The sequence below is a fragment of the Corynebacterium sp. CCUG 61414 genome (assembly GCF_024453945.1).
GTDB lineage: Bacteria > Actinomycetota > Actinomycetes > Mycobacteriales > Mycobacteriaceae > Corynebacterium > Corynebacterium pseudogenitalium.
The window spans coordinates 24,234-43,147 of the sequence record NZ_JAGPYU010000001.1; the positions used below are offsets into that span (position 1 = coordinate 24,234).

Sequence of the window (18,914 nt, forward strand, 5' to 3'; positions counted from 1 at the left end):
CGAAGTACACTTGAACCCATGCCTATACCCGAGTTCATCGTGCAGACCCGAAAGAAGATCGGAACCGACCCAATGTGGGTTCCCTCCGTATGCGCCGTCGTGCTGCGGGATTCCACCGCGGACACCCCGTGGGCAGTGCCCGAAGTGCTCCTCGTCCGCCGCGCGGACAACGAGGAGTGGACGCCCGTGACCGGCATCGCCGACCCGGGTGAGGACGCCCACGACGCCGCGGTGCGCGAGGTGCTCGAGGAGACCGGCATCAAGGCCACTCCGGCTGCGATCCTCGGCGTCGGCGCCATCGGCCCCGTCACCCACGACAATGGGGACGTCGCAAGCTACATGTCGACGCAGATCCGCCTCGAAGCCGTCGACCCCTCTCAGGAGCCAGTCGTCGGTGACGACGAATCCATCGACGTCGGCTGGTTCCCGCTCTCCCACATGCCGGTCACGGACGCGAAGTGGCGCCTCGTCATCGGCGACGCCGCCGCCCAACGCAAGCGCCCCGAGGGCTTCCAGCCACGCATGGGCTTTAGCAAGCGCAACTAATGCGGTTCGGCGTCGACGTATCCGAGCACCAGGCAGGCTTTGAGTTCACCGCCTGCCCGCTCGACTTCGCCATCATCCGCACCACCGACGGCACCTACCAGGACCACGCGTTTTCCGACCTCTTTATCGACGCCCACTCCGCCGACCTCAACGTGTCCACCTACCACTTCCTGCGCAGCCCTTCCGAGGGAACCAGCGTGGCCGAGCAGGTGGAGGCCAGCGTCGAGGTACTCCAGCGCGCCCCCGGCGCCATCAAGTGCCCGATGTGGCTCGACGTGGAAAGCCCCGCTGGGCTCACACTTTCCGACGTCCGCTGCGCCTACGACACCTTTCAACGGTTCGGGGTGCGCGTTGCTGGCGTTTACACGAATGCCTGGTATTGGCGTCGATACATGCGCTTGGCCAGCCCCTCCCAGTTCGGCGCTCTCTGGCTTGCCGACTGGGGCTCCAACGACCCAGCCTTCCCCGGTGCCGACGCCTGGCCGTCCCCGCTCGGCATGGGCACCCCCGAGGTGTGGCAGTACACCTCCCGCGGCTTCATCGGGGGATTCACGGTGGACCTCAACGCATGGAGGCAAGCATGATGAAGGGTGTGCGCGCCGTGTTGGCAGTCGTGGTGTGCGTCGGATGCGTTGTGACACCACCCGCCAACGCGCAGCTGCTGGGGAAAGGGGATAGCGAGCCCTTGCCCACGGCCCCGCTCGAGGCCTTCGAGCGCAACATCTCGGCCCCACCTTCGCGCTGTACCGATTACGAGCTTGTCATCGCCGCCGGCACCGGGGACTCCAACCAGGGCGACGACCCGCTACGCGTGCGCGGGCTGCGACCGGGGTCGACCCTGCTCGCTGACGTCGAAGCAGCTGGCGGGAGCGTGTCCACGTGGCAGGTGCCGTACACGGCGTCGGTTGGCGTGCTTGGGACGCTGGGGGAGACCAGGACGAACATGGCGTTGCCGTACGGGGCATCGCTGGATACGGGTAAGCAGGCGGTGCGCACGCACCTCGCCACGCTCCACGACGCATGCCCGGACACGAAGGTGTTGTTCCTCGGGTTTTCGCAAGGGGCTGGCCTGCTCGGGGACCTCGTGGCGGAGTCCCCCGACCCGAGCCTTGTCGCGGCCTACCTGATCGCGGATCCGGGGCGCAGCCGCACCACCTACCACACGGCGGAAACAGTCACCGGCGCGCGTGGCGTCCGCGGCGAGAACGGCGAAATCCTCATCCCGCTCGACGGCGTACGCCTTGCTAGCGATGTCTCGGGTCTCACCGGGCCACGCCGCACCAGCTTCCACGACGCTGAGGCTGAGGTACTCACGTTTTGCCACAGCAACGACCTCGCCTGCGCCACGCAGCACGACGGGTTGGCGCAGCGCGTCGGCGTGCGCCTCGCCCAGCCCGCCGCGGCCCCGCTGCACAAACTAGCCGGACGCGGCTTCAAGGACTTCGGGCACAACCCCATCGCTACGATGCTTGCCTTGGCGTGGGAACTTGCTGCCGTGTCTCATGTAGTACAGGAATATGCGGGGGAGACACCGCCGTTTTCGGGAGAAGACATCACCGGGTTGGGCGTGCTGCTCCACGTGGCCGCGCAGGAACTGCTGCCGATGGCCGCCGGGCTAGGCGTTCCTCAGATCCCGATGCCACTGATTGACCTCATCCCGCACGTGATGAACATGATGCCCCACCACCTGGCCTACTTCGAGGGCGGCGACCACCCCGCGTGGACCATCGACGGCGAGTCAGTAGAGTCGTGGATCGCCCACGACATGGTCGCCCGGATCCAGGCGAGCTAACTATTCCTTATGGTGTACGTCTTACCGGGCACCGGCTGCGGCACCATCTGATCCAGGCTCGCCGGCCGCAGCCCCTTCGCCCGCAGGCCGTCGATCACGCACTCCACGGCTTGGGCCGTCGTCGGGTGGATGTCGTGCATCAACACGATCGACCCGGCCCGTGCCTGGTCAACCGCAGTCTTGCACGTCCGCGCCGGGTCGCGGTGCTTCCAATCCAGCGTATCGACGTCCCACAAGACCACCGCCTGACCCTGCACCCGCGCTGCCTCGGACACCGTCGCGTTGAGCGCCCCATACGGCGGGCGGACAAACCGCGGGGAAGCACCAGTGGCATCAGCAATCGCGCGGGAGCCCTCCTCCACTTCACGACGCACCTCCGGCTGCGAAAGCTTCGTCAAGTCGCGGTGCGTGGCAGTGTGGCTGGCTACCGTGTGACCGGCAGCCCGCATCCGCTGCACGGCGCCCGGGTTTGCGCGCACCTTCGGCGCCAACACGAAAAACGACGCCGTGGCGTGCTTGCGCGCCAGGATATCCAACACCTGATTCGTGGAGGCAGCCGGACCGTCGTCGAACGTGACGGCCACGCAGTTGGAACAGTCCGCAGGTTGATCCTGTGCAGGCGTCGGCGCGCTAGGCGCAGGTGCCGGAGCAAGCTGCTGCGCCCACGGATGGCTGCGCGCCTGCGGAGGCAGCGCCCGGTAGATAGCCGTGCGGAGCTCCTCACCAGCCTGGGAACTGGACTGCGAGAACGCCTGTGAGCTGCCCGCGAGCGGGTTCGCGGCCGCGTGCGGTGCTGTGAACAGTACCGCCACCGCAACGAGCGTGGATACGACTTTGCGCATTGCTTACACCACCATCCAGAGTTAGTACGCGTGTCAGAGTACCCGGTTTGAAGGACTCGCGAAATCCTGACGCAGGTACTCGACAACGGGCACCACCTTGAACTCTTCCAATTGTTGGCCGTGCTCGCCACGGTAGACCACCCAGCGCTGCGTCGGGTCAATGTCCAACTGGCTGCCAACCGTGGCGAGGTTTCTCCCGTGGCGCGAGCGAAACGTTGCGGAGGATTTTATTTCAACAGCGCGTGGCTCGTGCGTCATGTCGAGGAGATCCACTTCAATCTTGCTGTCATCGCGATAGAAATACAGGTCAGGGGCTATCCCTTGGTGGTGGTAGCACTTGGCTGTTTCTGCCACGATGAGGTTTTCCATCACCGCGCCGAAAGCCGGGGAGTTCACGAGGTCTACTTTTGTGCGGATACCCAGGAGGTGGCAGAGCAGTCCAGTGTCGTAAAAGTACAACTTAGGGGTCTTCGTCAGCGTCTTGCGGGAATTGGTGTGAAAAGGACGCAGTGTGAACACGATGAAGCTGGATTCCAGGATGCTTACCCAGTTCTTCACGGTCGCAAACGCGACGCCGAGTTCGCGAGCCAGTCCAGTGTAGTTGATGAGGTTGCCGGCATTAAGAGCCATCAGTTTCATCATCATTTGGAAGGCGTCCGTGTTCTGAACATTGAGTAACTGTGTGACGTCTCGTTCGACGTATGTGCGGAGGTAGTTCTGGTAGTAGATCTCTGGTGGCATATCTACTTGATAAAGGCGCGGATACCCACCGTGAACCATGAAATCTTCAGCGCTCGTGTCGGGTCGTGCGGTGAGTGCCTCCCGGAAAGAGAGTGGAAGCAGGTGGGTGATGCCGACTCTTCCGGCTAGACTTTGCGAGATCTTCTCCATGAGGAGGAAGTTCTGCGAGCCGGAAAGCACGTATTGTCCCGGTGTGCCCTGTTCGTCTGAAATAACCTGCAGGGCCGAGAAAAGCTCGGGCGCATACTGGGCCTCGTCGATGATGAGGGCAGAGCCACGATCATGGATAAAGCCCGTGGGATCCTCGGTGGCTAACGCGCGTAGCGTTGGGTCTTCGAGATTGAGATAGGTGAAATCAGGGAACTGTTCACGAATCAACGTCGATTTTCCGCTTTGCCGTGGTCCGGTCACGCTCACGATCGGAAACCACGAAGCCAGTTGCTCAAGATGCTGTCCCAATTCCCTCGGAATGAACACTATTTCACCAAATCCCTAAAGTGCGACTTACCAAATCCCTAAAGTGCAATCTACCAAATCACTAAAGTGCGACTTACCAAATCCCTAACATGTTGACTGTTATCGCTGGTCGTGGTGGTAGTGGTGTCGTCGGTGGAATCGGCCTACATCTGTTGCAACGCGCGCTGAGCCCAGTCAAAACCAATCCTTTCTTGTTCGATTCGCAACCACGTGTTGTCCGCATGGGTATGAAGGAATTCAAGCGTGGCTTGCTCATCGTCGCTGAGCGTGATGGGTTCGAAGCGTTTGGAAGTAGTCTCTTCTACGCCGTACGCGGCATGCGCGCGGGCGGTTGCGAGGTCCATGAGTACTGACCGTGTGCGGGGGAGGTTCATTCGTACATGGTCGAGAATGTAGAAACCGTTGGAGTCTAAATCTCCCCAGTACAAGACCTCCCTGTCGTGAAGCCAGGTGGCGTCGCGGGAAAGCGAAATCGCGTTCATTCCCTGCCCATAGATCGCAATGGTGTCCGGCATTTCCGGCAGAGCTATATAGGTCTGGTAGTTCTCTACGATGATGGCTCGTGACCCTGGTAACTGGTGGTGACGGACCTCATCGAGCTCACAGCAGACTCGATGGAGCCCGAAGAGATCGCAAGATGGGTCGAGGCTGCGCATGTCCATCATGGCAGGGGCCTGTTTGAATTTCAGCGGTCCTGTGAGCGACTCGATGAGGGAGCGGTGCTGGGCTATCCATTTACTATCGATACCGCGAATCGGAAGCTCCCGCTCGTAGAAGCGTGAGGTGTCGTTTGCATTGATCCAGGTGACCGTGTCGATGAACTGCGTCGCTGTTGTGTCGTCGAACTCCTTCCACGCTTTTAGTCGTAGCGCCAGCGGGGCCCGTACGTGCGTGCCAAGCGTCGTCTCAAAGCGGTCCACCAAGGCATTTATTCGTTGCCATTCCTTCAGCTTGCCTGCAGCACGAGCGGCCACCACAGGGGAAGACAGGACTACTGCCGACGGGATCGTGTGGGTGCCGTAGACGTCCAGGCGTTTGACTGTGGTCTCAGGCTCTAACCAATGCCGTTCCCAGGTAGAAAGCCACTCGCGTACTTGGGAGCCGTCGTCTTTGGAGACTTCTGCAGCAGTGGGTGGGCTCAAGCTGATGCGTAGTGGGCTGAATTCACCGGCTAACCAGCTGCGGTGGTTGCGCCTATAAAATGTCAAAGCTCGATTGTGCACGTCAGGCGGATACTTCACTGTTCGTCCTCTTCTGCAGCAGGGGAGAGTGATGCCGCGACTTCCTCGAACTTCAACTGCGCGGTGCGGGAATGCTTACGGTCCGGGCAGTCGACCTTAAGGATGCCGCCGATGTAGTCTTCCACGGTTTGGAGGAGCTTGAGCGGGGTGGCCAAAATCATGTGGAAGCCGAATCGATGGAAAGCTTCCATCGCGGCACGAGTGAACTCCGCGTCGGCACGGTCGAAAGCCTCGTCCAAAATAACTGAGCCGAACTTGGGATAGGTCGCCCCGTCATGCACCACCGTGGCACGCTTTGCCTGCGCGGTGGTTGTTCCAATTCCAGTCAGACGGTATCGCAGCGCAGCAGCCAGACAGAACGAGGACAGCTTTTGTGCTTGCCCGCCTGAAAGCCCTTCCGCGGAGTCGTAGACGGCGCCTCGCTCACCGTCCGGAGTGATTTCCACTCCAAGAAATTTCACGTGTTCGCGGGTATCTAGACGCTGGATGCGCTGCCGGACAGTCGTTGTGTCGTTCACGGTGATGTCATCGATGACTGCCTTGAGTTTGGAAAAACGAGCTTCGCTAGCTGCCTGGTCGTCGTCGTGCAGGGACCCTTCCAGCGCGTCGTTGAGTTTTGCGATGAACTGGCGAGCCTCAGCGGGCTGGGACTCTTTGACCTCGATCTGGAGGAAGTTTGGGCCGTAGAAGCTGACTTCGGACAAGGATTCGTTGACAGGCACGATGGAGCTGCGGGTTTTCGCGGTGGCTTCTGAGAGTAAACGCCGCAGTCGACCCAAGTGACGGTCGGTTTGTTCACGCAGCAGCTCCCGGAAGTCAGCTTCAAAGCGGGGGAGGTCATCGTCTTCCAGGCGGTCCAGCTCGGCGAGAAAGTCCCCACGCCATTGCAGGTCAGGGTGGAGATCCCCGCGACGCTCCGGCCACCTATCCACGTATTTCTCCATCGCAGTGCGAACGGTGTTTTCCAGGCGAACGATTGTTGATTGCAGACCAGAGATTTGTTTATTCAGTTCTTCCTGCAAGGTTCGTTGAAGCTCATCGATGTTTGAGCGTTGGGCGCGTCGAGTGTGGCGATCAAGGCGTGCTGCGAGCCGTTGGATAACACTCGAGTCCAGCGGCTCGGTTTCGTCCAAGACGTGCTGTGCCTGGGCATACTCTTGTTCGGCTCGCTGAAGCTGGCTGCTAAGGCCGCCAATTCGCTGGTTGAGGTCCGTCACGCGCGAAGAACAGTCGTTGATCCGTTGCGCAATAACCTCGAGTTCTTTGCGCAGTTGGGCCAGTTCCTGGTTCCCATCAACGAGGCGGTCGAGCGCTGCTTGCGCGACGTTGAGGCTGTTTTCAGCAGAGGGGACGTCGATAGCAGAGAAATCCTCGGTCTCTAGCAGGCGTTCGCAGATGCCCACGCGGCGCTCCAGGCGCTTAACGTGTGCCTCAAACCGGGTGCGCTGTTCCTTGAGCTGCTGGAGCTCGGATTTCTTTCGCACGATGATATTGGTGAGCTCGTCGATCTTATCGTCGACGTTGCCAGACAACACCCAGCGAGAACGATCGTCAATGCGCCGACGGTCGTCTTTTGTATGCCGAGTTTTATTCTTGACCTGACCATTGAGTGTTACGGCTTTGGAAGCTGACCGGAACTCGTCAAGCGTTTGTACACAGGCATGGTCGAATCGATCCGAGAGCTGGGATTGTAGCCAGTCATGAAAGCGGCCGCTGCGCACGAACAGTTTTGTGCCAAGAGAACCTTGTACAAACGGGCGTGGCGTCGAGTGCTCCATCGATGAGGTTACCCGCACGTAATCAAGCCGGGCATCGAGGTGTGTGGAATCCACAGCCTTACTCACAGCTTGATAATGCTCTTCTGGGACGATCAACGTCCTGGCGAACCCGCCCACTATGCGTTCAGCAGCCGGTTGCCACTCAAGGTGATCTGGGTGCATATAGATTTCATCGGCCACGAACGGGAGCTCTTTGAGCGCGATGCCAGTGATATCTGCAATTCGCTGGCGGGCGCGGAGCAGGCGCGCATCCATGGAAGAGCGATACTTGCGGATAATTTGAAGCTCATCACTTGCCCGCGCGATGGCTTTGTCAGTTTCATCAATCTGCGGGTAGATCACCCCACGGCGTTGTTCTTGGGTAGCTACCTCGTCGCGAATGTCTCCGGCCTCACGGCGTAGTGAATTCCGGACGAGTGAAAACTGCTCGCTCGTCGTCGGGATTCCGGTGCCGTCGCCTAAGCGATCAAGCAGGCCTTCGTAGACTCCGGCCTGCTGTTGCACAGCCTGCAGCCGAAGTTTGGCATTGTCTCGTTGATTTTGTGCTGCTTGAATGCCTGTGTCACCAGTGCCATGGATCTGGGCGTGAAGCGAATCCTTCTCGGTATTGAGGCCATCAAGGATTGCTTCCACTTGGGCTCGCTCGTCCTCCACCGCATCTTTTTGTGCGCTCAGCTGCTCGACGTCTTCTTGCGCGAAGCTCGCTCGTTTCTCAGCGATGAACCGCTCGAGTCCAGCCTTATCTGCGTCGGCCTCATCGAGCTGGCCGAGAAGTTGAGTCGCTTCATTGATGGATTCGCGCATGGGAACCAAGTGCGCAATTTGATCACGGGCAGTAAGCACTGTCGAGTGCGCGGACTTGAGCTCGGTGAACATCGTCGCTGCGGTTTCCGCGACGGCAAAGGTTTCCGGCTCGGGCAGCATGAAGGTGCGCATCAGGTGGTTCAAATCCCCGAGCGTCTTTGCGGACTGGGTGCGGTGCAGCAATGCCAAAGCACCATCGTCAGGAATTCCCAGCTGTTTTCTCAGTGCGGCGATAAACGGACGATGGCTTCGGTTGATTGCGAAGGCATCTTTGTAGGTGCGCTTGGCCAGGCCGATATCGGCCTCCTGTACAGCAATGGGTTCGAAGTCAGCTAGGTTCACTTGCCCTGGCAGCGCCAAGAATAAGTTCTTCACGTCGGCAGCAACATGGGCGTTGGCACTCAGATACATCAGGTAGACCGCACTGACTTCTCGGCCAGCGCCGTCTGAATAGGTGAGATTCACGCCTGACCATGTAGCGCCTGTTCGTAGGAATGAACGGGTGAGCTCGTCGACCTCTACGGAGTGTTCCCGGCGCCACGCACCACGGCAATAAGTAATGAGGTCGCGGCCTGAAGCTTTCGCAGTGTCGGAAGCTGCCGCGTTGAATTTCCGCTTTATTGGTGGGACCAAGATCGTCGATACAGCATCGATGAGTGTCGACTTGCCTGAACCGGACGCACCTGTGATGAGGAATCCCTTGCGTGCAACGCCTACTGTGTGCAGGTTGTTAAACGTTCCCCAGTTGTACACCTGGATGCGTGATAGCCGGAATTGGCCTGCGATCAGATCAGTCATGCGTTGTCCTCCAGAATCTGTTGGTAGCTTGCGGTCACTGCAGCAATTTCTTCGGCAGAAAAGAGGATTCGCAGCACCGGCGAGACTTCGTAGCGGCCAGTCGTCGGGGTTTTCACCACGATGGAGTTCTTCTTGAACTTATTCCATGCGGCTTCGAACCGTTTGCGCTGTTTCGTGTGGTCAGTGCCCTCTGCAGCTTGATACGGAAGCGTGGCTTCGAAGACTTCGTTTTCATCTACGATGGTGCGTTCATTGGGGTTGGTGTGGATCAGTGCTTTGCGCAGATGCAGCAGTACGACAGTGTCGACAAACTTCAGCGGCAGTGTGCGCAGCATCGCACGTTTATCAGGGTGATCAGCTTCCCACGTCTTCGTATAGGCAACGCCGGCATTGTCGTCGATAATCAAGGTCAAGAACAAGTTGTCGAGCTGTTGCGCTAGCACTTCCCGCGAGGAGGAGACGATGCTAAAAATTTCCGGTGAGGTCAGCATCGACACATACGGGCCGCGGATGAGCTCCGCGAGGGCTCTGCGCTGGCCGGAAGTGAGCGTTCCGGTGTCGCCCTCGTACAGAGTGGTGGATTCATTGTCATGCATGGTGGTTTCCTCTTAGTTTGTTCCTTCGAGAGACTGGTCAAAGATATGAGTAGGGAAGCGGGCTTGCCAAGGGTGTCCACTAATCGACGTCCACCTCAGGAGTTCACTGCCTTCAGTACGCCGACCATGTTTTTCTGCCAGCACAATGACGCCTACTACGCTGGCGACTCCTTGTGTGGCAGGGTGATCCTGCAGGACCTCGCTCAACGTGGCTACACCACGGCGGTGAACGGACGCGTTAATGGCATCGGTGAGCTCCTGCCAGTCAATCTCCGATTCTCTGATCTGTCGGCGCAGCTCCTCGAGGTCTATCTCCCCGATCTCAGCCTCTTCTACCGCGGTCTCGATTCGGTAATCCAGCGGGTCCCACAACTTCCAACTAGAGACGGACTTTGCCTGGTGTGTGCTCAGCTCCAGCTCAAGGTAGACGTGTTGCCCGGGGGCTGCGTCGGCGCGCGCAACTTGTAGAGCACATGCGTTGGCGTCATTAATTGCTTTCGTGAGTGCTTGTTGGGACTCGGCTTCCCTCGACTGTACGAAGCGCCGCAGTGACCTCGATAGGCTGGTCATGGAATCATGCACTTGCCCGGAGGAGGCGTCGAGCGTGCTCATGAGCAGGTGCAGCTGGAGGCGCTCCTCGGGAGTCAGCTTGGTCACGAAATCGCGCGACATGACCGCTTCCAGTGTGGCGTCGAAACGATGGGATTGCTCCGGATCCAAGAACAAGTCATAGAATCCGCCGAATGCCTTGCCTGCATCTGACTCGTTGATGAGGTCTACGCCCCGGAACACGTTGTCCAACACGTCTGCGGCGCTGCGCTCATTCTCCACGATGGATTGACGCAGCTCTACGTTTACTTTCTCCACCTCAGCCTGTACACGTGCAAAATCGGCAGGCAAGTCACTGACTAGATTGAGAATCTCGCGTGCTCGTTCCACAGCTTCGGCATCGGCGAGAACGTTGACTCCGTGCTGACTAATCGCGTCGATCTGACGCTGCAAGCTATCACGCTGGGCTTCCAATCGTGCGATCGCAGTGGCCTCGTCCGGGTCAGTCTCTGCAGCTAGCGAATACAGTGACGCCATCAACGTGCCCAGGCGGGACTTCGTGACCGTGTGCTGGGGGTTAATCAGATGCATCGCATAGTCCAGCGCCGAGTGCGCATCCGGGGAAAGCTCATATGTTTCATCGTGCAGCTCTTTCGGACTGCGACGAACCAGGTACCCGGCCTTCACCCAATCATTCACGTACGCGGTTGCAGCCTTGGGTAGTTCCTCGTCTGTTTGCTCTCGGATGTCAGCAAGCAGGGGCTCGACAGCGGAGATGAAGTCCTGGCCGGCAATGGGTTTATCCTCACCCTTAAACACTGCGCTGAGCACCGTGAGGATAGTCGGAGCATTATGCGCGCGCAGCAGCGTCCAGGCAGGGGACTGCTTGGCAAGGCGCGAGAGCGTAAAAACATCGGCCAGCGACTGAGCTCGGGTCATGTGCAATTCTCCATACTGCTGGATCATCTACTAGGCCCGATCTTAGAGGCGGGGTCCGACATAAAAGAGGCGTTGGCGTACGTGACCAACCAACATTAGAAAGGAGATTCGATTGAAGTGCTTGCCGGAGCGAGAACGACCAGCGGAAAGTGCTACCTCCAGAAGCTGGTCATGCCACGCTTGGTGGCAATCTGGTAGTCAATGAGCTCGCCGAGCAGCTCGAAGTTGAAAGGGGAGCCCCAAGGCTGGCGGATGATATTCTTCGTGAAGTCTGCGCCCAGGGCTTCGAGCTCTGGCTGGAAATGCGTGATCGTTGCTTGCTCAGGTGCGATGGCCATGTGTTTCGACGCCACCGAAAACCCAACGATATACGTGCCGCCGAGCGTAAACATCGGCTGGCTCCATTTGATCTGTAGCTCAAGATCCGGGTAGTTGCTGTGCACCCAGTCGATGACGTCGGTCATCCGGGCGCGCTTGTCACCTTCGGGAACGGTTGCTAGAAATTCGTCAAGTGTTTTCAGCGCCACCAGACCCAACATAGGCGATAGCAGTGCCGTGCACGACACAAGTCCGCCCAGCAACCACCCAAGCAGGGTCAGGCAGGCAGCCTGCTACACAATCCCAATCCAAGAGACCGCTGCGTCACGGGAGTACCCGACGCGTGCTTACCTACAGGCTTTCAAATACCAGGGTTGCCTGCACGCGGTCGCCTCCGAGCAGTCCTTTACTGCCAGATGAGGTGGTGGTGATGGTGTGCAGGCGATAGCCTTTCGCGCACTGGGTGTTGATGACGTCTTCGAGTTCGGAAGGACTTCTGGAGGCAGTGCCCATGAGCTTTTCTTTGAGCACCACTTGCAGTACAACGTAGGTTGGATTCGTGCACGTAATCCTAATGTGATTCACCCGTGAGTTTTAGGCATTTCGGGGGGTATCCGAGCGCCGGAGAACACAGCTTCACATAACAAGCCTTCGTTCTAAGAAATCAAAGCGATCCCGGTAATTAGGCATCGAACTCGGGCAGACGAAGAATATCTGCGACCACATGGGTGCGAAGGTACTCGCGCAGATAGGGGAGAGCGAAGTCTGCGGTGCCGCGGTCGTAAGTGATTAAGTCGGCTTCGCTAAGGCGGCGTCGATAGTTGTACGCTTGTTGTTCGCTCACTTCGAGGCGGCTGGCGACATCGCTGATTTTCGAGGCACCATCATCAAGCGACATTGCCGCAAGGAACCTACGATCCTCCGCAGAAAGATCGTTGAGCGCTGGTTCATGAACAAGTTGCCCGAGTTTCTTTCGTGCACGCGTAATGGCCTTTTCTGTAGCCTCCAATTGAATTGTGTCAGAGGATTCAAAGCGCCAAGCGAAGTTGCCAATCAACTGGATCATGAACGGATAACCTCCAGTAGCTTGGACAGCTGACACAAGGGCTCCCTCGTCCCACGAGCGTCCGGCCTGTTGGACGGGAACTGTGAGCCCCTCACGGACCTCTGTACCTCTGAGTCGGCCGAGATCCACGCGGTTTGCACGCCTTAAGAAAGTGATTGGATTGCGCCCTTCGTCACTGGCAAGCAGAGGTCTCACCGAACTTGGAATACCGGCCATTACCACGGCGATTTCCCTGTTTTCTCGAACGAGGTGTTGAATAGCCGTCGCGAACTCAACAATTTCATCATGATGTACGAAATGAAGCTCATCGACCGTAATTAAGACACCACTGGCAGAACGGTTAAACCTGTTGTGGTTCGCGAGCGTGTCAAGGACCTCCGTGAGTAGAGTACGGAGTGAACGTGGCCTTTGAGCAGGCCGTTCGAACTCATGCTTGAGACGCAAAGCACTCGGACCAACTTGAAAAGAGGTTCGGGTCGGCGCATCGCTCTCGAGAAACTCTGTAAGCTGGTCTCTCAACTTATCGACGAACCCCTCAGTCGCCGTTTCGGAAAACGTTAGCCACCCAGTGTCTTTTGCGGTGTCTTCTAACTCGTTGAGTAGGGCTGTTTTTCCAATACCTCGTGCGCCAACGAGGAGTGAGATGCGTTCGTGTGCACCTGGCCCTTCTTCAAGACCGAGTCTGAAGTCATCGATTACTTCGTCGCGGCCGACTAGGAGCGGTGGGCTCGTCCCAAGCGAAGCACGGAAAGGGTTTTGTGTGGTCGTCATAGTTACACATTAGCGCTCTTGTGTGGAGATGTGTGGTTTATGTGGAGTTATGTGGTTTGTGTGGAGTTGTGTATAGCGGGGCGGATGGAACTGGTTTCTGTGGGCGAGCTGTGCACCACAATCCGTCCGCGGACTTCTGTCACCTGGGGAAATACTCAAGTCTTTCTGGGGGAAATGGGGAATTTGGTGTCCGGGCCTGAAGCGTAGTGACAGGGGGCGCAAGTTTGAATTTCGACCTCCACGTTCCTGCAGGTCACAAAAGGACTAGATGTTATGTGTTGTGTCTTTTGGCACTGGCACGAAGCGGCCCGCACCAGATTCCTGGGTTTGGGAAGGGGACGTCGGCAAATGCGCAGGTCGCCGATTTCGCGTGAGGGAATGTGGTGCAAAAGTCCGCTGCACAGGAAGAAGACAAAGAAAAACCCACGGCAACCGTGACGGAAACCGTGGGCAAGAGGCCAGGACGAACCTGGGCTCAGAATCTAGCAGTCAAAGTACAGCTCAAACTCCAGCGGCGTCGGGCGCAGGCGTGCCGGGGTGATCTCACTGTCGTACTTCAGCTTCACGTACGTGTCGATGAGGTCTTCGGTGAAGACGTCGCCTTCGGTGAGGAATTCGTAGTCGTCCTGCAGCGCCTGGAGCGACGCCTCGAGCGAAGTCGGCGCCTGCGGGATGTCCTTGGCTTCCTCCGGTGGCAGCTCGTAGAGGTCCTTGTCCACCGGAGCGTGTGGCTCGATGCGATTCTTCACACCGTCGAGGCCTGCCATCATCATGGCAGCGAAGCCGAGGTACGGGTTGCCTGATGGGTCCGGTGCGCGGAACTCGATGCGCTTCGCCTTCGGGTTGGTGCCAGTGATCGGGATGCGGATCGCGGCAGAGCGGTTGCGCTGGGAGTACACCAGGTTGATTGGGGCCTCGAAACCTGGCACCAGGCGGTGGTAGGAGTTCAGCGTCGGGTTGGTAAACGCAAGGACAGCGCCGGCGTGCTCAAGGATGCCGCCGATGTACCAGCGGGCGATGTTGGAGAGCCCGCCGTAGCCGTTCTCGTCGTAGAACAGTGGCTTGCCGTCCTTCCAGAGGGACTGGTGGGCGTGCATTCCGGAACCGTTGTCACCGGCCAGGGGCTTCGGCATAAAGGTGGCCGTCTTGCCGTACTGGGTGGCGGTGTTCTTGACGATGTATTTGAAGTCCTGCAGGTCGTCAGCCGCGTGCAGCAGGGTGTTGAAGCGGTAGTTGATCTCCTGCTGGCCGCCGTTGCCTACCTCGCGGTGGAAGCGTTCGATTTCGAAGCCGGATTCGCGCAGGTTCTTGACCATGGCGTCGCGCACGTCGACGGTCTTGTCGTGTGGTGGGACGGGGAAGTAGCCGCCCTTGACGCGGTTGTGGTAGCCAAGGTTCGGGCCGCCGACTGCATCTGTTTCCTTGCCACGATTCCACCAGCCTTCTTCGGCGTCAATCTCGTAGAACGCGCGGTGGCCTTCGACCTCGTATCGGATGGAGTCGAAGAGGTAGAACTCGGCCTCGGCGCCAAAGCTACAGGTATCGGCGATGCCGGTGGAAGCCAGGTACTGCTCCGCCTTGCGCGCAACGTTGCGCGGGTCGCGGGAGAACGCTTCGAGGGTGAATGGGTCGTTGACGAAGAACTTCACGTTCAGGGTCTTCGCTGCGCGGAACTGGTCCAGCTTCGCGGTGGCGAGATCCGGCATGAGCGTCATGTCGGACTCTTCGATGGTGGTAAAGCCACGAATCGATGAGCCGTCGAAGGCGAGGCCTTCTTCCATGACGGTTTCGTCAAACATGGAGGCAGGGATAGAGAAGTGGTGCTCGATGCCGGGGACGTCGGTAAACCGGACGTCGACAAACTCCACGTTCTCGTCCTGAATGAACTTCTTTACGTCTTCGATAGTTTCGAAAGACACGACCTTTTCTCCTTCGGACGGCGTTGGGAACTTCGCACAATTCTAGCGTGTAGCTCCCGCTCTGTAACAGCTTTTCGGGAAAAGAGGATAGGCTATGTCGCATGTCTGCACCCCAAGGAAAACGATGGCTCGACGGCCCGGAGCTTCCCGGCCAGTTCAAAGGCGATGATGCGATCCCTGACTACCCGGGGCAGTTTCTTGGGCTGCCGAAGGAGGGCGCGGGCGCGCAGGCGTCGGTGGCGCGACGCATGGGAGGCGTCGCGATCGACTGGGCAATTGCCTGGGCGGCTGCAGCGATCATTCATGCCAACACCACCGTTTTCGGTGGCACGTCGACGTTGACGTATCTGTTGTGGATCGTGTTGGGCATCATTTGCGGTTGGCTATTTGCACGCACGCCGGGCATGGCGATCCTCGGGATGGGGGTGGCCCGCGTCGACGCGGAAGAGCCCGTCGGGCTGTGGCGCGCGGCAGTGCGCACGCTGCTCACTGCGTTCATTCTGCCCGCAGCGCTTGTCGACGCCGACGGCCGCGGCATGCACGATCGTGCGACCAACACGACCGTGATCCGCAGCTAGGGTTCCTCCAACGGGCGGAATTCCACGGTGCGCTGGAACGCCCAGTTCTTGTCAGTGAGCAGACGGGCCACCGTCAGGCCTCCAGAGAGGAACAATACCGTGAGCACGACGGCGGTAGTCGAGTCGATTGCCGCGGAGATATTGCCGTTCGTGATCTGGTGCAGCGCCGCGTAAATGGTGGGGCCGGGGATCATGACCACGGCTGCGGGGATGGTCACCGTGGTGCGCGGCACCCGAAAGTGCTGGCCCAGCCAGGACCCAAGAATGCCGATCACAAGGGTCCCCAGCAGGCAGGCGAGGAAGTATTCCACGTGGGCGTCGACAAGCATGAGACGCAACACATTGGCGACAGTGCCGAGCGTGGCTGCCAAAAGTGTCATCCTGCGTGAGGCATTAAACAAAATGGCGAACCCACCCACGGAGACGAAGCTGGCGAGCGCCGCAGCCCCGTAAAACGCAGGATCCGGGGTTGCGCTGACCGTACTGGGGGCGGGCGCATCGGTGACCATCGCGATGACCGCAACCGTCAGCATCATGGTGAGGACCACTTCGAGCGCGAAGAAGAGCCTCGGCAGCCCCGAGGTGAAGTCGAAGCGGGAGAGATCCATCAAAGAAACGAACAGGGGAAAGCCCGGCACCAGGTACAAAATGGCGGGGACGAAGCCCGCGGAGAGCTCAAAGTCGGAGTGGGGCAGTGCCCACGCGAGCGCCAGGAACAGCAGCGTTGACACCAGGGCCGCTGCCATCACGACGCCTAGTTGCAGGAGGTGTCGACGCCCCAATCGCAGACGGACGTACTGGCCCACACCAGCCGCAATAATCACGAGTAACGCGGTGAAGTAGGAAAAGTGGTTCAGCACCGCGAAGCCACCACATGCAAGGCCAGCCGCGCAGCTGGAGGTCAGCGGACCCCAACGTGGAGTAGGGATTGCCTCAATCTCGTCGATGGCGGCGTTGATTTCTTCCGCGGTGGTGTAGCGGTGCATCTCGTGCTTGGTGAGGTTCTCGAGCGCCTCGATGCGCGACGCGTTCACCCCTGGCAGCGGAAGATCAGCCACGAGCGTGCGGAAATTATCACCGCGGTGGACAGTGCACGTGATCGTGTCGAAGCCGACGACCACGTCGGCGTCGTCGAAGTGCATTGCGCGGGCACAACGCTTCACGGCGCGGGTGACTCGGTAGCCGGGAGCGCCCGCGGACAACAAAAGAGCGCCGAGGCGCAGCGCGGTGCTGGCCTCGACGCCCATGTCGAAGGAAGACATACTTACTTGCCTTGACGCTGCTGCATTCGGCGCATACGGCGGTTCATACCCGCCATGTTCTGGGCCTGCTTCGGCAGCGGGCCGCCAGGCAGACCAGGCATCTGGCCAGGCTGCGTACGAGCGTCCATCGCCTCGAGCTTGGCGCTCATGGAGTAGACGTCATCCTTGCGGTAGTGGCGTGGCAGCTTCATCAAGTGCTTCTGCAGGTCACGTACTGCAACCTGGCCTTCGCCTTCGCCCACGTACACCTCGTGGATTGGTACGCCTGCCAGCAGGCGGTCCACGCGGCGGGACTCCTTCTTCATCAGGGTGCGCAGGCGGTTCTCGTTGCCCTCACCGACCAGGATGACGCCTGGCAGGCCAATCACGCGGTGCACGGTATCCATATGGGTGTTGGCCTGCACGCCGGTCTTGGTGATCCACACCATGCCGACGGAGTTACGCAAGTTCTCCAGCGTCCAACCGGCAACGCCCGGGGTGTCACCGACCTCGTCGTACATCGAGCGCTCCAAGCGGCGGGTGAACATCCACATCGCCAGCACGGTACCGAACGCCAAGCCGAGCGCCAGCATGTACCACTGGCCGCCCCAAATGAGGCCGATCAAGAAGAAAAGCAGACCCATGCCAAGCAGGCAGGCCAGCATAATCGGGATGAGCTTCTTATCCCGCTTGCGCTGAATCTGAAACGCCTGCCAAATCTGGCTACGTGTCTGCTTTCCCTTTGCGCGCTTCGCGGCGCGCTCCTGCTTCTTCGCAGCCTTCAGGGCTGCCTTATCCTTCGACTGAGCCATGCCGTCAACTCTATGTCACGAACATGGCCGGACCAAAGTGGCCAAAGCGGGTTAGGAACGTGTTGCTACCGGGTGATCCTTCGAAGCACCGTACTTCTCCAGGAGCGTCGAGGCTTCCTGGGCAGTGTCGCCCTTCGAGGTTTCCGCCAGGTGGCGCAGGTTTTCCGGCAACTCCAGGCCGCGGTGCTCCATCGCCTCGACGTAGAGCTTGCCCGCGCGGTATGAGGAGCGCACCAGTGGACCCGACATGACGGCGCCGAAGCCCATCTCGTAGGCCGCGTCGCGGTACTCGATGAACTCTTCGGGCTTTACCCAACGGTCGATCGGGTGGTACATCGGGCCGGGGCGCAGGTACTGGGTGATCGTGATGATGTCGGTGCCGGCGTCAACAAGGTCTTGCAGCGCCTGCAAGACCTCTTCCTGGGTCTCACCCATGCCCAGGATCAGGTTGGACTTGGTGATCAAACCGAAGTCGCGCGCCTGGCGGATGACGTCCAGAGAGCGGTCGTAGCGGAACGCCGGGCGGATGCGCTTAAAGATGCGCGGGACCGTCTCCACGTTGTGCGCGAAGACCTCCGGACGAGCTTCAAAGACCTCCTGGAGCAGATCCGGCTTGCCGGAAAAGTCCGGGGTGAGATTTTCGACGCCAGTATGCGGGTTGAGCTCGTGAATCTTGCGCACAACCTCCGCATACAGCCACGCGCCCTCATCCTCGAGGTCGTCGCGGGTCACACCGGTGATGGTGGAGTAGTTCAGGTTCATCTCGCGAACTGACTCCGCCACACGCTGTGGCTCGTTGACGTCGAGCGGCTCGGGCTTCGCCGAGTTGATCTGGCAGAAGTCACAGCGACGAGAGCAGTTCGCGCCACCGATCAGGAATGTCGCCTCGCGCGACTCCCAGCACTCGTGAATGTTGGGGCAGCCGGCCTCCTGGCACACGGTGTGAAGGGACGCGCCCTTCACCTTCTTTTTCATGTCCTCGTACTCAGGGCCGGTCTTGACCGCGTTGCGGATCCAACGCGGTTTCGACTCGATAGGGGTCTGAGCGTTGCGTTTTTCTACGCGAAGTAGTTTGCGTCCTTCTGGTGCAATAGTCACGCCGTCCA

The 18,914-nt window shown here is 59.4% G+C and carries 17 protein-coding genes; 4 read left to right on the forward strand and 13 right to left on the reverse strand.

Annotation, left to right across the window (positions count from 1 at the left end):
* Positions 1 to 18 precede the first annotated feature (18 nt).
* The 3 genes from KBX14_RS00125 to KBX14_RS00135 are packed head-to-tail and all read left to right on the forward strand — an operon-like array spanning position 19 to position 2,338.
* Entirely contained in the window at positions 19 to 546 is a 528-nt protein-coding gene (locus KBX14_RS00125) for an NUDIX domain-containing protein (protein ID WP_070477922.1), read from the forward strand.
* The gene (locus tag KBX14_RS00130) at positions 546 to 1,130 is read left to right on the forward strand and encodes a GH25 family lysozyme (protein ID WP_256005242.1); all 585 of its coding nucleotides are present in this window, start codon (positions 546 to 548) and stop codon (positions 1,128 to 1,130) included. The genes KBX14_RS00125 and KBX14_RS00130 overlap by 1 nt, the downstream gene beginning before the upstream one ends.
* Positions 1,127 to 2,338: a cutinase family protein gene (locus KBX14_RS00135; protein WP_256041634.1), complete on the forward strand. Its 1,212-nt coding sequence runs from the start codon at positions 1,127 to 1,129 to the stop codon at positions 2,336 to 2,338. Before KBX14_RS00130 ends, KBX14_RS00135 begins: the two co-directional genes overlap by 4 nt.
* Here the strand turns inward: KBX14_RS00135 and KBX14_RS00140 are convergent.
* The 10 genes from KBX14_RS00140 to glnA all read right to left on the reverse strand — a co-directional run bounded on the left by KBX14_RS00140 (position 2,335) and on the right by glnA (position 15,177).
* Positions 2,335 to 3,180: a polysaccharide deacetylase family protein gene (locus KBX14_RS00140; RefSeq protein ID WP_256041635.1), complete on the reverse strand. Its 846-nt coding sequence runs from the start codon at positions 3,178 to 3,180 to the stop codon at positions 2,335 to 2,337. The genes KBX14_RS00135 and KBX14_RS00140 overlap by 4 nt on opposite strands.
* A 33-nt stretch (positions 3,181 to 3,213) precedes the next feature.
* A complete protein-coding gene (locus tag KBX14_RS00145) occupies positions 3,214 to 4,398 on the reverse strand; it encodes an ATP-binding protein (RefSeq protein ID WP_256041636.1) in 1,185 nt (394 codons plus the stop codon).
* A 143-nt stretch (positions 4,399 to 4,541) separates the two neighbouring features.
* Positions 4,542 to 5,639: a Wadjet anti-phage system protein JetD domain-containing protein gene (locus tag KBX14_RS11255; protein WP_256041637.1), complete on the reverse strand. Its 1,098-nt coding sequence runs from the start codon at positions 5,637 to 5,639 to the stop codon at positions 4,542 to 4,544.
* Complete coding sequence (locus KBX14_RS00155; RefSeq protein ID WP_256041638.1) at positions 5,636 to 9,019, reverse strand: ATP-binding protein; 3,384 nt, start codon at positions 9,017 to 9,019, stop codon at positions 5,636 to 5,638. The genes KBX14_RS11255 and KBX14_RS00155 overlap by 4 nt, the downstream gene beginning before the upstream one ends.
* Entirely contained in the window at positions 9,016 to 9,615 is a 600-nt protein-coding gene (locus KBX14_RS00160; protein ID WP_256041639.1) for a DUF4194 domain-containing protein, read from the reverse strand. Before KBX14_RS00160 ends, KBX14_RS00155 begins: the two co-directional genes overlap by 4 nt.
* A 12-nt stretch (positions 9,616 to 9,627) precedes the next feature.
* The gene (locus KBX14_RS00165) at positions 9,628 to 11,103 is read right to left on the reverse strand and encodes a DUF3375 domain-containing protein (protein ID WP_256041640.1); all 1,476 of its coding nucleotides are present in this window, start codon (positions 11,101 to 11,103) and stop codon (positions 9,628 to 9,630) included.
* A gap of 152 nt (positions 11,104 to 11,255) precedes the next feature.
* Positions 11,256 to 11,630, reverse strand: a complete 375-nt coding sequence (locus tag KBX14_RS00170) for an iron chaperone (RefSeq protein WP_083329558.1) — start codon at positions 11,628 to 11,630, stop codon at positions 11,256 to 11,258.
* Between the two features lie 142 nt (positions 11,631 to 11,772).
* A complete protein-coding gene (locus tag KBX14_RS00175) occupies positions 11,773 to 11,952 on the reverse strand; it encodes a DUF4177 domain-containing protein (protein ID WP_252932146.1) in 180 nt (59 codons plus the stop codon).
* Between the two features lie 151 nt (positions 11,953 to 12,103).
* Positions 12,104 to 13,258 (reverse strand): AAA family ATPase, encoded by a 1,155-nt coding sequence (locus KBX14_RS00180; RefSeq protein WP_256020966.1) that lies wholly within the window; start codon positions 13,256 to 13,258, stop codon positions 12,104 to 12,106.
* Positions 13,259 to 13,740: 482 nt separating this feature from the next.
* The gene (gene glnA / locus KBX14_RS00185) at positions 13,741 to 15,177 is read right to left on the reverse strand and encodes a type I glutamate--ammonia ligase (protein WP_252932147.1); all 1,437 of its coding nucleotides are present in this window, start codon (positions 15,175 to 15,177) and stop codon (positions 13,741 to 13,743) included.
* 101 nt (positions 15,178 to 15,278) lie between these two features.
* On the opposite strand from glnA, the gene KBX14_RS00190 reads away from it, so the two are divergent.
* The gene (locus tag KBX14_RS00190; RefSeq protein ID WP_070362177.1) at positions 15,279 to 15,755 is read left to right on the forward strand and encodes an RDD family protein; all 477 of its coding nucleotides are present in this window, start codon (positions 15,279 to 15,281) and stop codon (positions 15,753 to 15,755) included.
* Here KBX14_RS00190 and KBX14_RS00195 read toward each other — a convergent pair.
* The 3 genes from KBX14_RS00195 to lipA are packed head-to-tail and all read right to left on the reverse strand — an operon-like array spanning position 15,752 to position 18,906.
* Entirely contained in the window at positions 15,752 to 17,017 is a 1,266-nt protein-coding gene (locus tag KBX14_RS00195) for a threonine/serine exporter ThrE family protein (protein WP_252932148.1), read from the reverse strand. The genes KBX14_RS00190 and KBX14_RS00195 overlap by 4 nt on opposite strands.
* Before the next feature lie 2 nt (positions 17,018 to 17,019).
* A complete protein-coding gene (locus tag KBX14_RS00200; RefSeq protein ID WP_070477827.1) occupies positions 17,020 to 17,808 on the reverse strand; it encodes a DUF4191 domain-containing protein in 789 nt (262 codons plus the stop codon).
* Between the two features lie 51 nt (positions 17,809 to 17,859).
* Entirely contained in the window at positions 17,860 to 18,906 is a 1,047-nt protein-coding gene (gene lipA / locus KBX14_RS00205) for a lipoyl synthase (protein WP_070478033.1), read from the reverse strand.
* Between the last annotated feature and the right edge of the window lie 8 nt (positions 18,907 to 18,914).

Excerpts from the sequence above, each read along its gene's own strand:
- KBX14_RS00125 (WP_070477922.1), top strand. The coding sequence starts at position 19 with ATGCCTATACCCGAGTTCATCGTGCAGACCCGAAAGAAGATCGGAACC.
- KBX14_RS00140 (WP_256041635.1), bottom strand. The coding sequence starts at position 3,180 with ATGCGCAAAGTCGTATCCACGCTCGTTGCGGTGGCGGTACTGTTCACA.
- KBX14_RS00135 (WP_256041634.1), top strand. The coding sequence starts at position 1,127 with ATGATGAAGGGTGTGCGCGCCGTGTTGGCAGTCGTGGTGTGCGTCGGA.
- KBX14_RS00195 (WP_252932148.1), bottom strand. The coding sequence starts at position 17,017 with ATGTCTTCCTTCGACATGGGCGTCGAGGCCAGCACCGCGCTGCGCCTC.
- KBX14_RS00200 (WP_070477827.1), bottom strand. The coding sequence starts at position 17,808 with ATGGCTCAGTCGAAGGATAAGGCAGCCCTGAAGGCTGCGAAGAAGCAG.
- KBX14_RS00190 (WP_070362177.1), top strand. The coding sequence starts at position 15,279 with ATGTCTGCACCCCAAGGAAAACGATGGCTCGACGGCCCGGAGCTTCCC.
- KBX14_RS00165 (WP_256041640.1), bottom strand. The coding sequence starts at position 11,103 with ATGACCCGAGCTCAGTCGCTGGCCGATGTTTTTACGCTCTCGCGCCTT.
- KBX14_RS00155 (WP_256041638.1), bottom strand. The coding sequence starts at position 9,019 with ATGACTGATCTGATCGCAGGCCAATTCCGGCTATCACGCATCCAGGTG.
- KBX14_RS00130 (WP_256005242.1), top strand. The coding sequence starts at position 546 with ATGCGGTTCGGCGTCGACGTATCCGAGCACCAGGCAGGCTTTGAGTTC.
- KBX14_RS00160 (WP_256041639.1), bottom strand. The coding sequence starts at position 9,615 with ATGCATGACAATGAATCCACCACTCTGTACGAGGGCGACACCGGAACG.
- KBX14_RS00180 (WP_256020966.1), bottom strand. The coding sequence starts at position 13,258 with ATGACGACCACACAAAACCCTTTCCGTGCTTCGCTTGGGACGAGCCCA.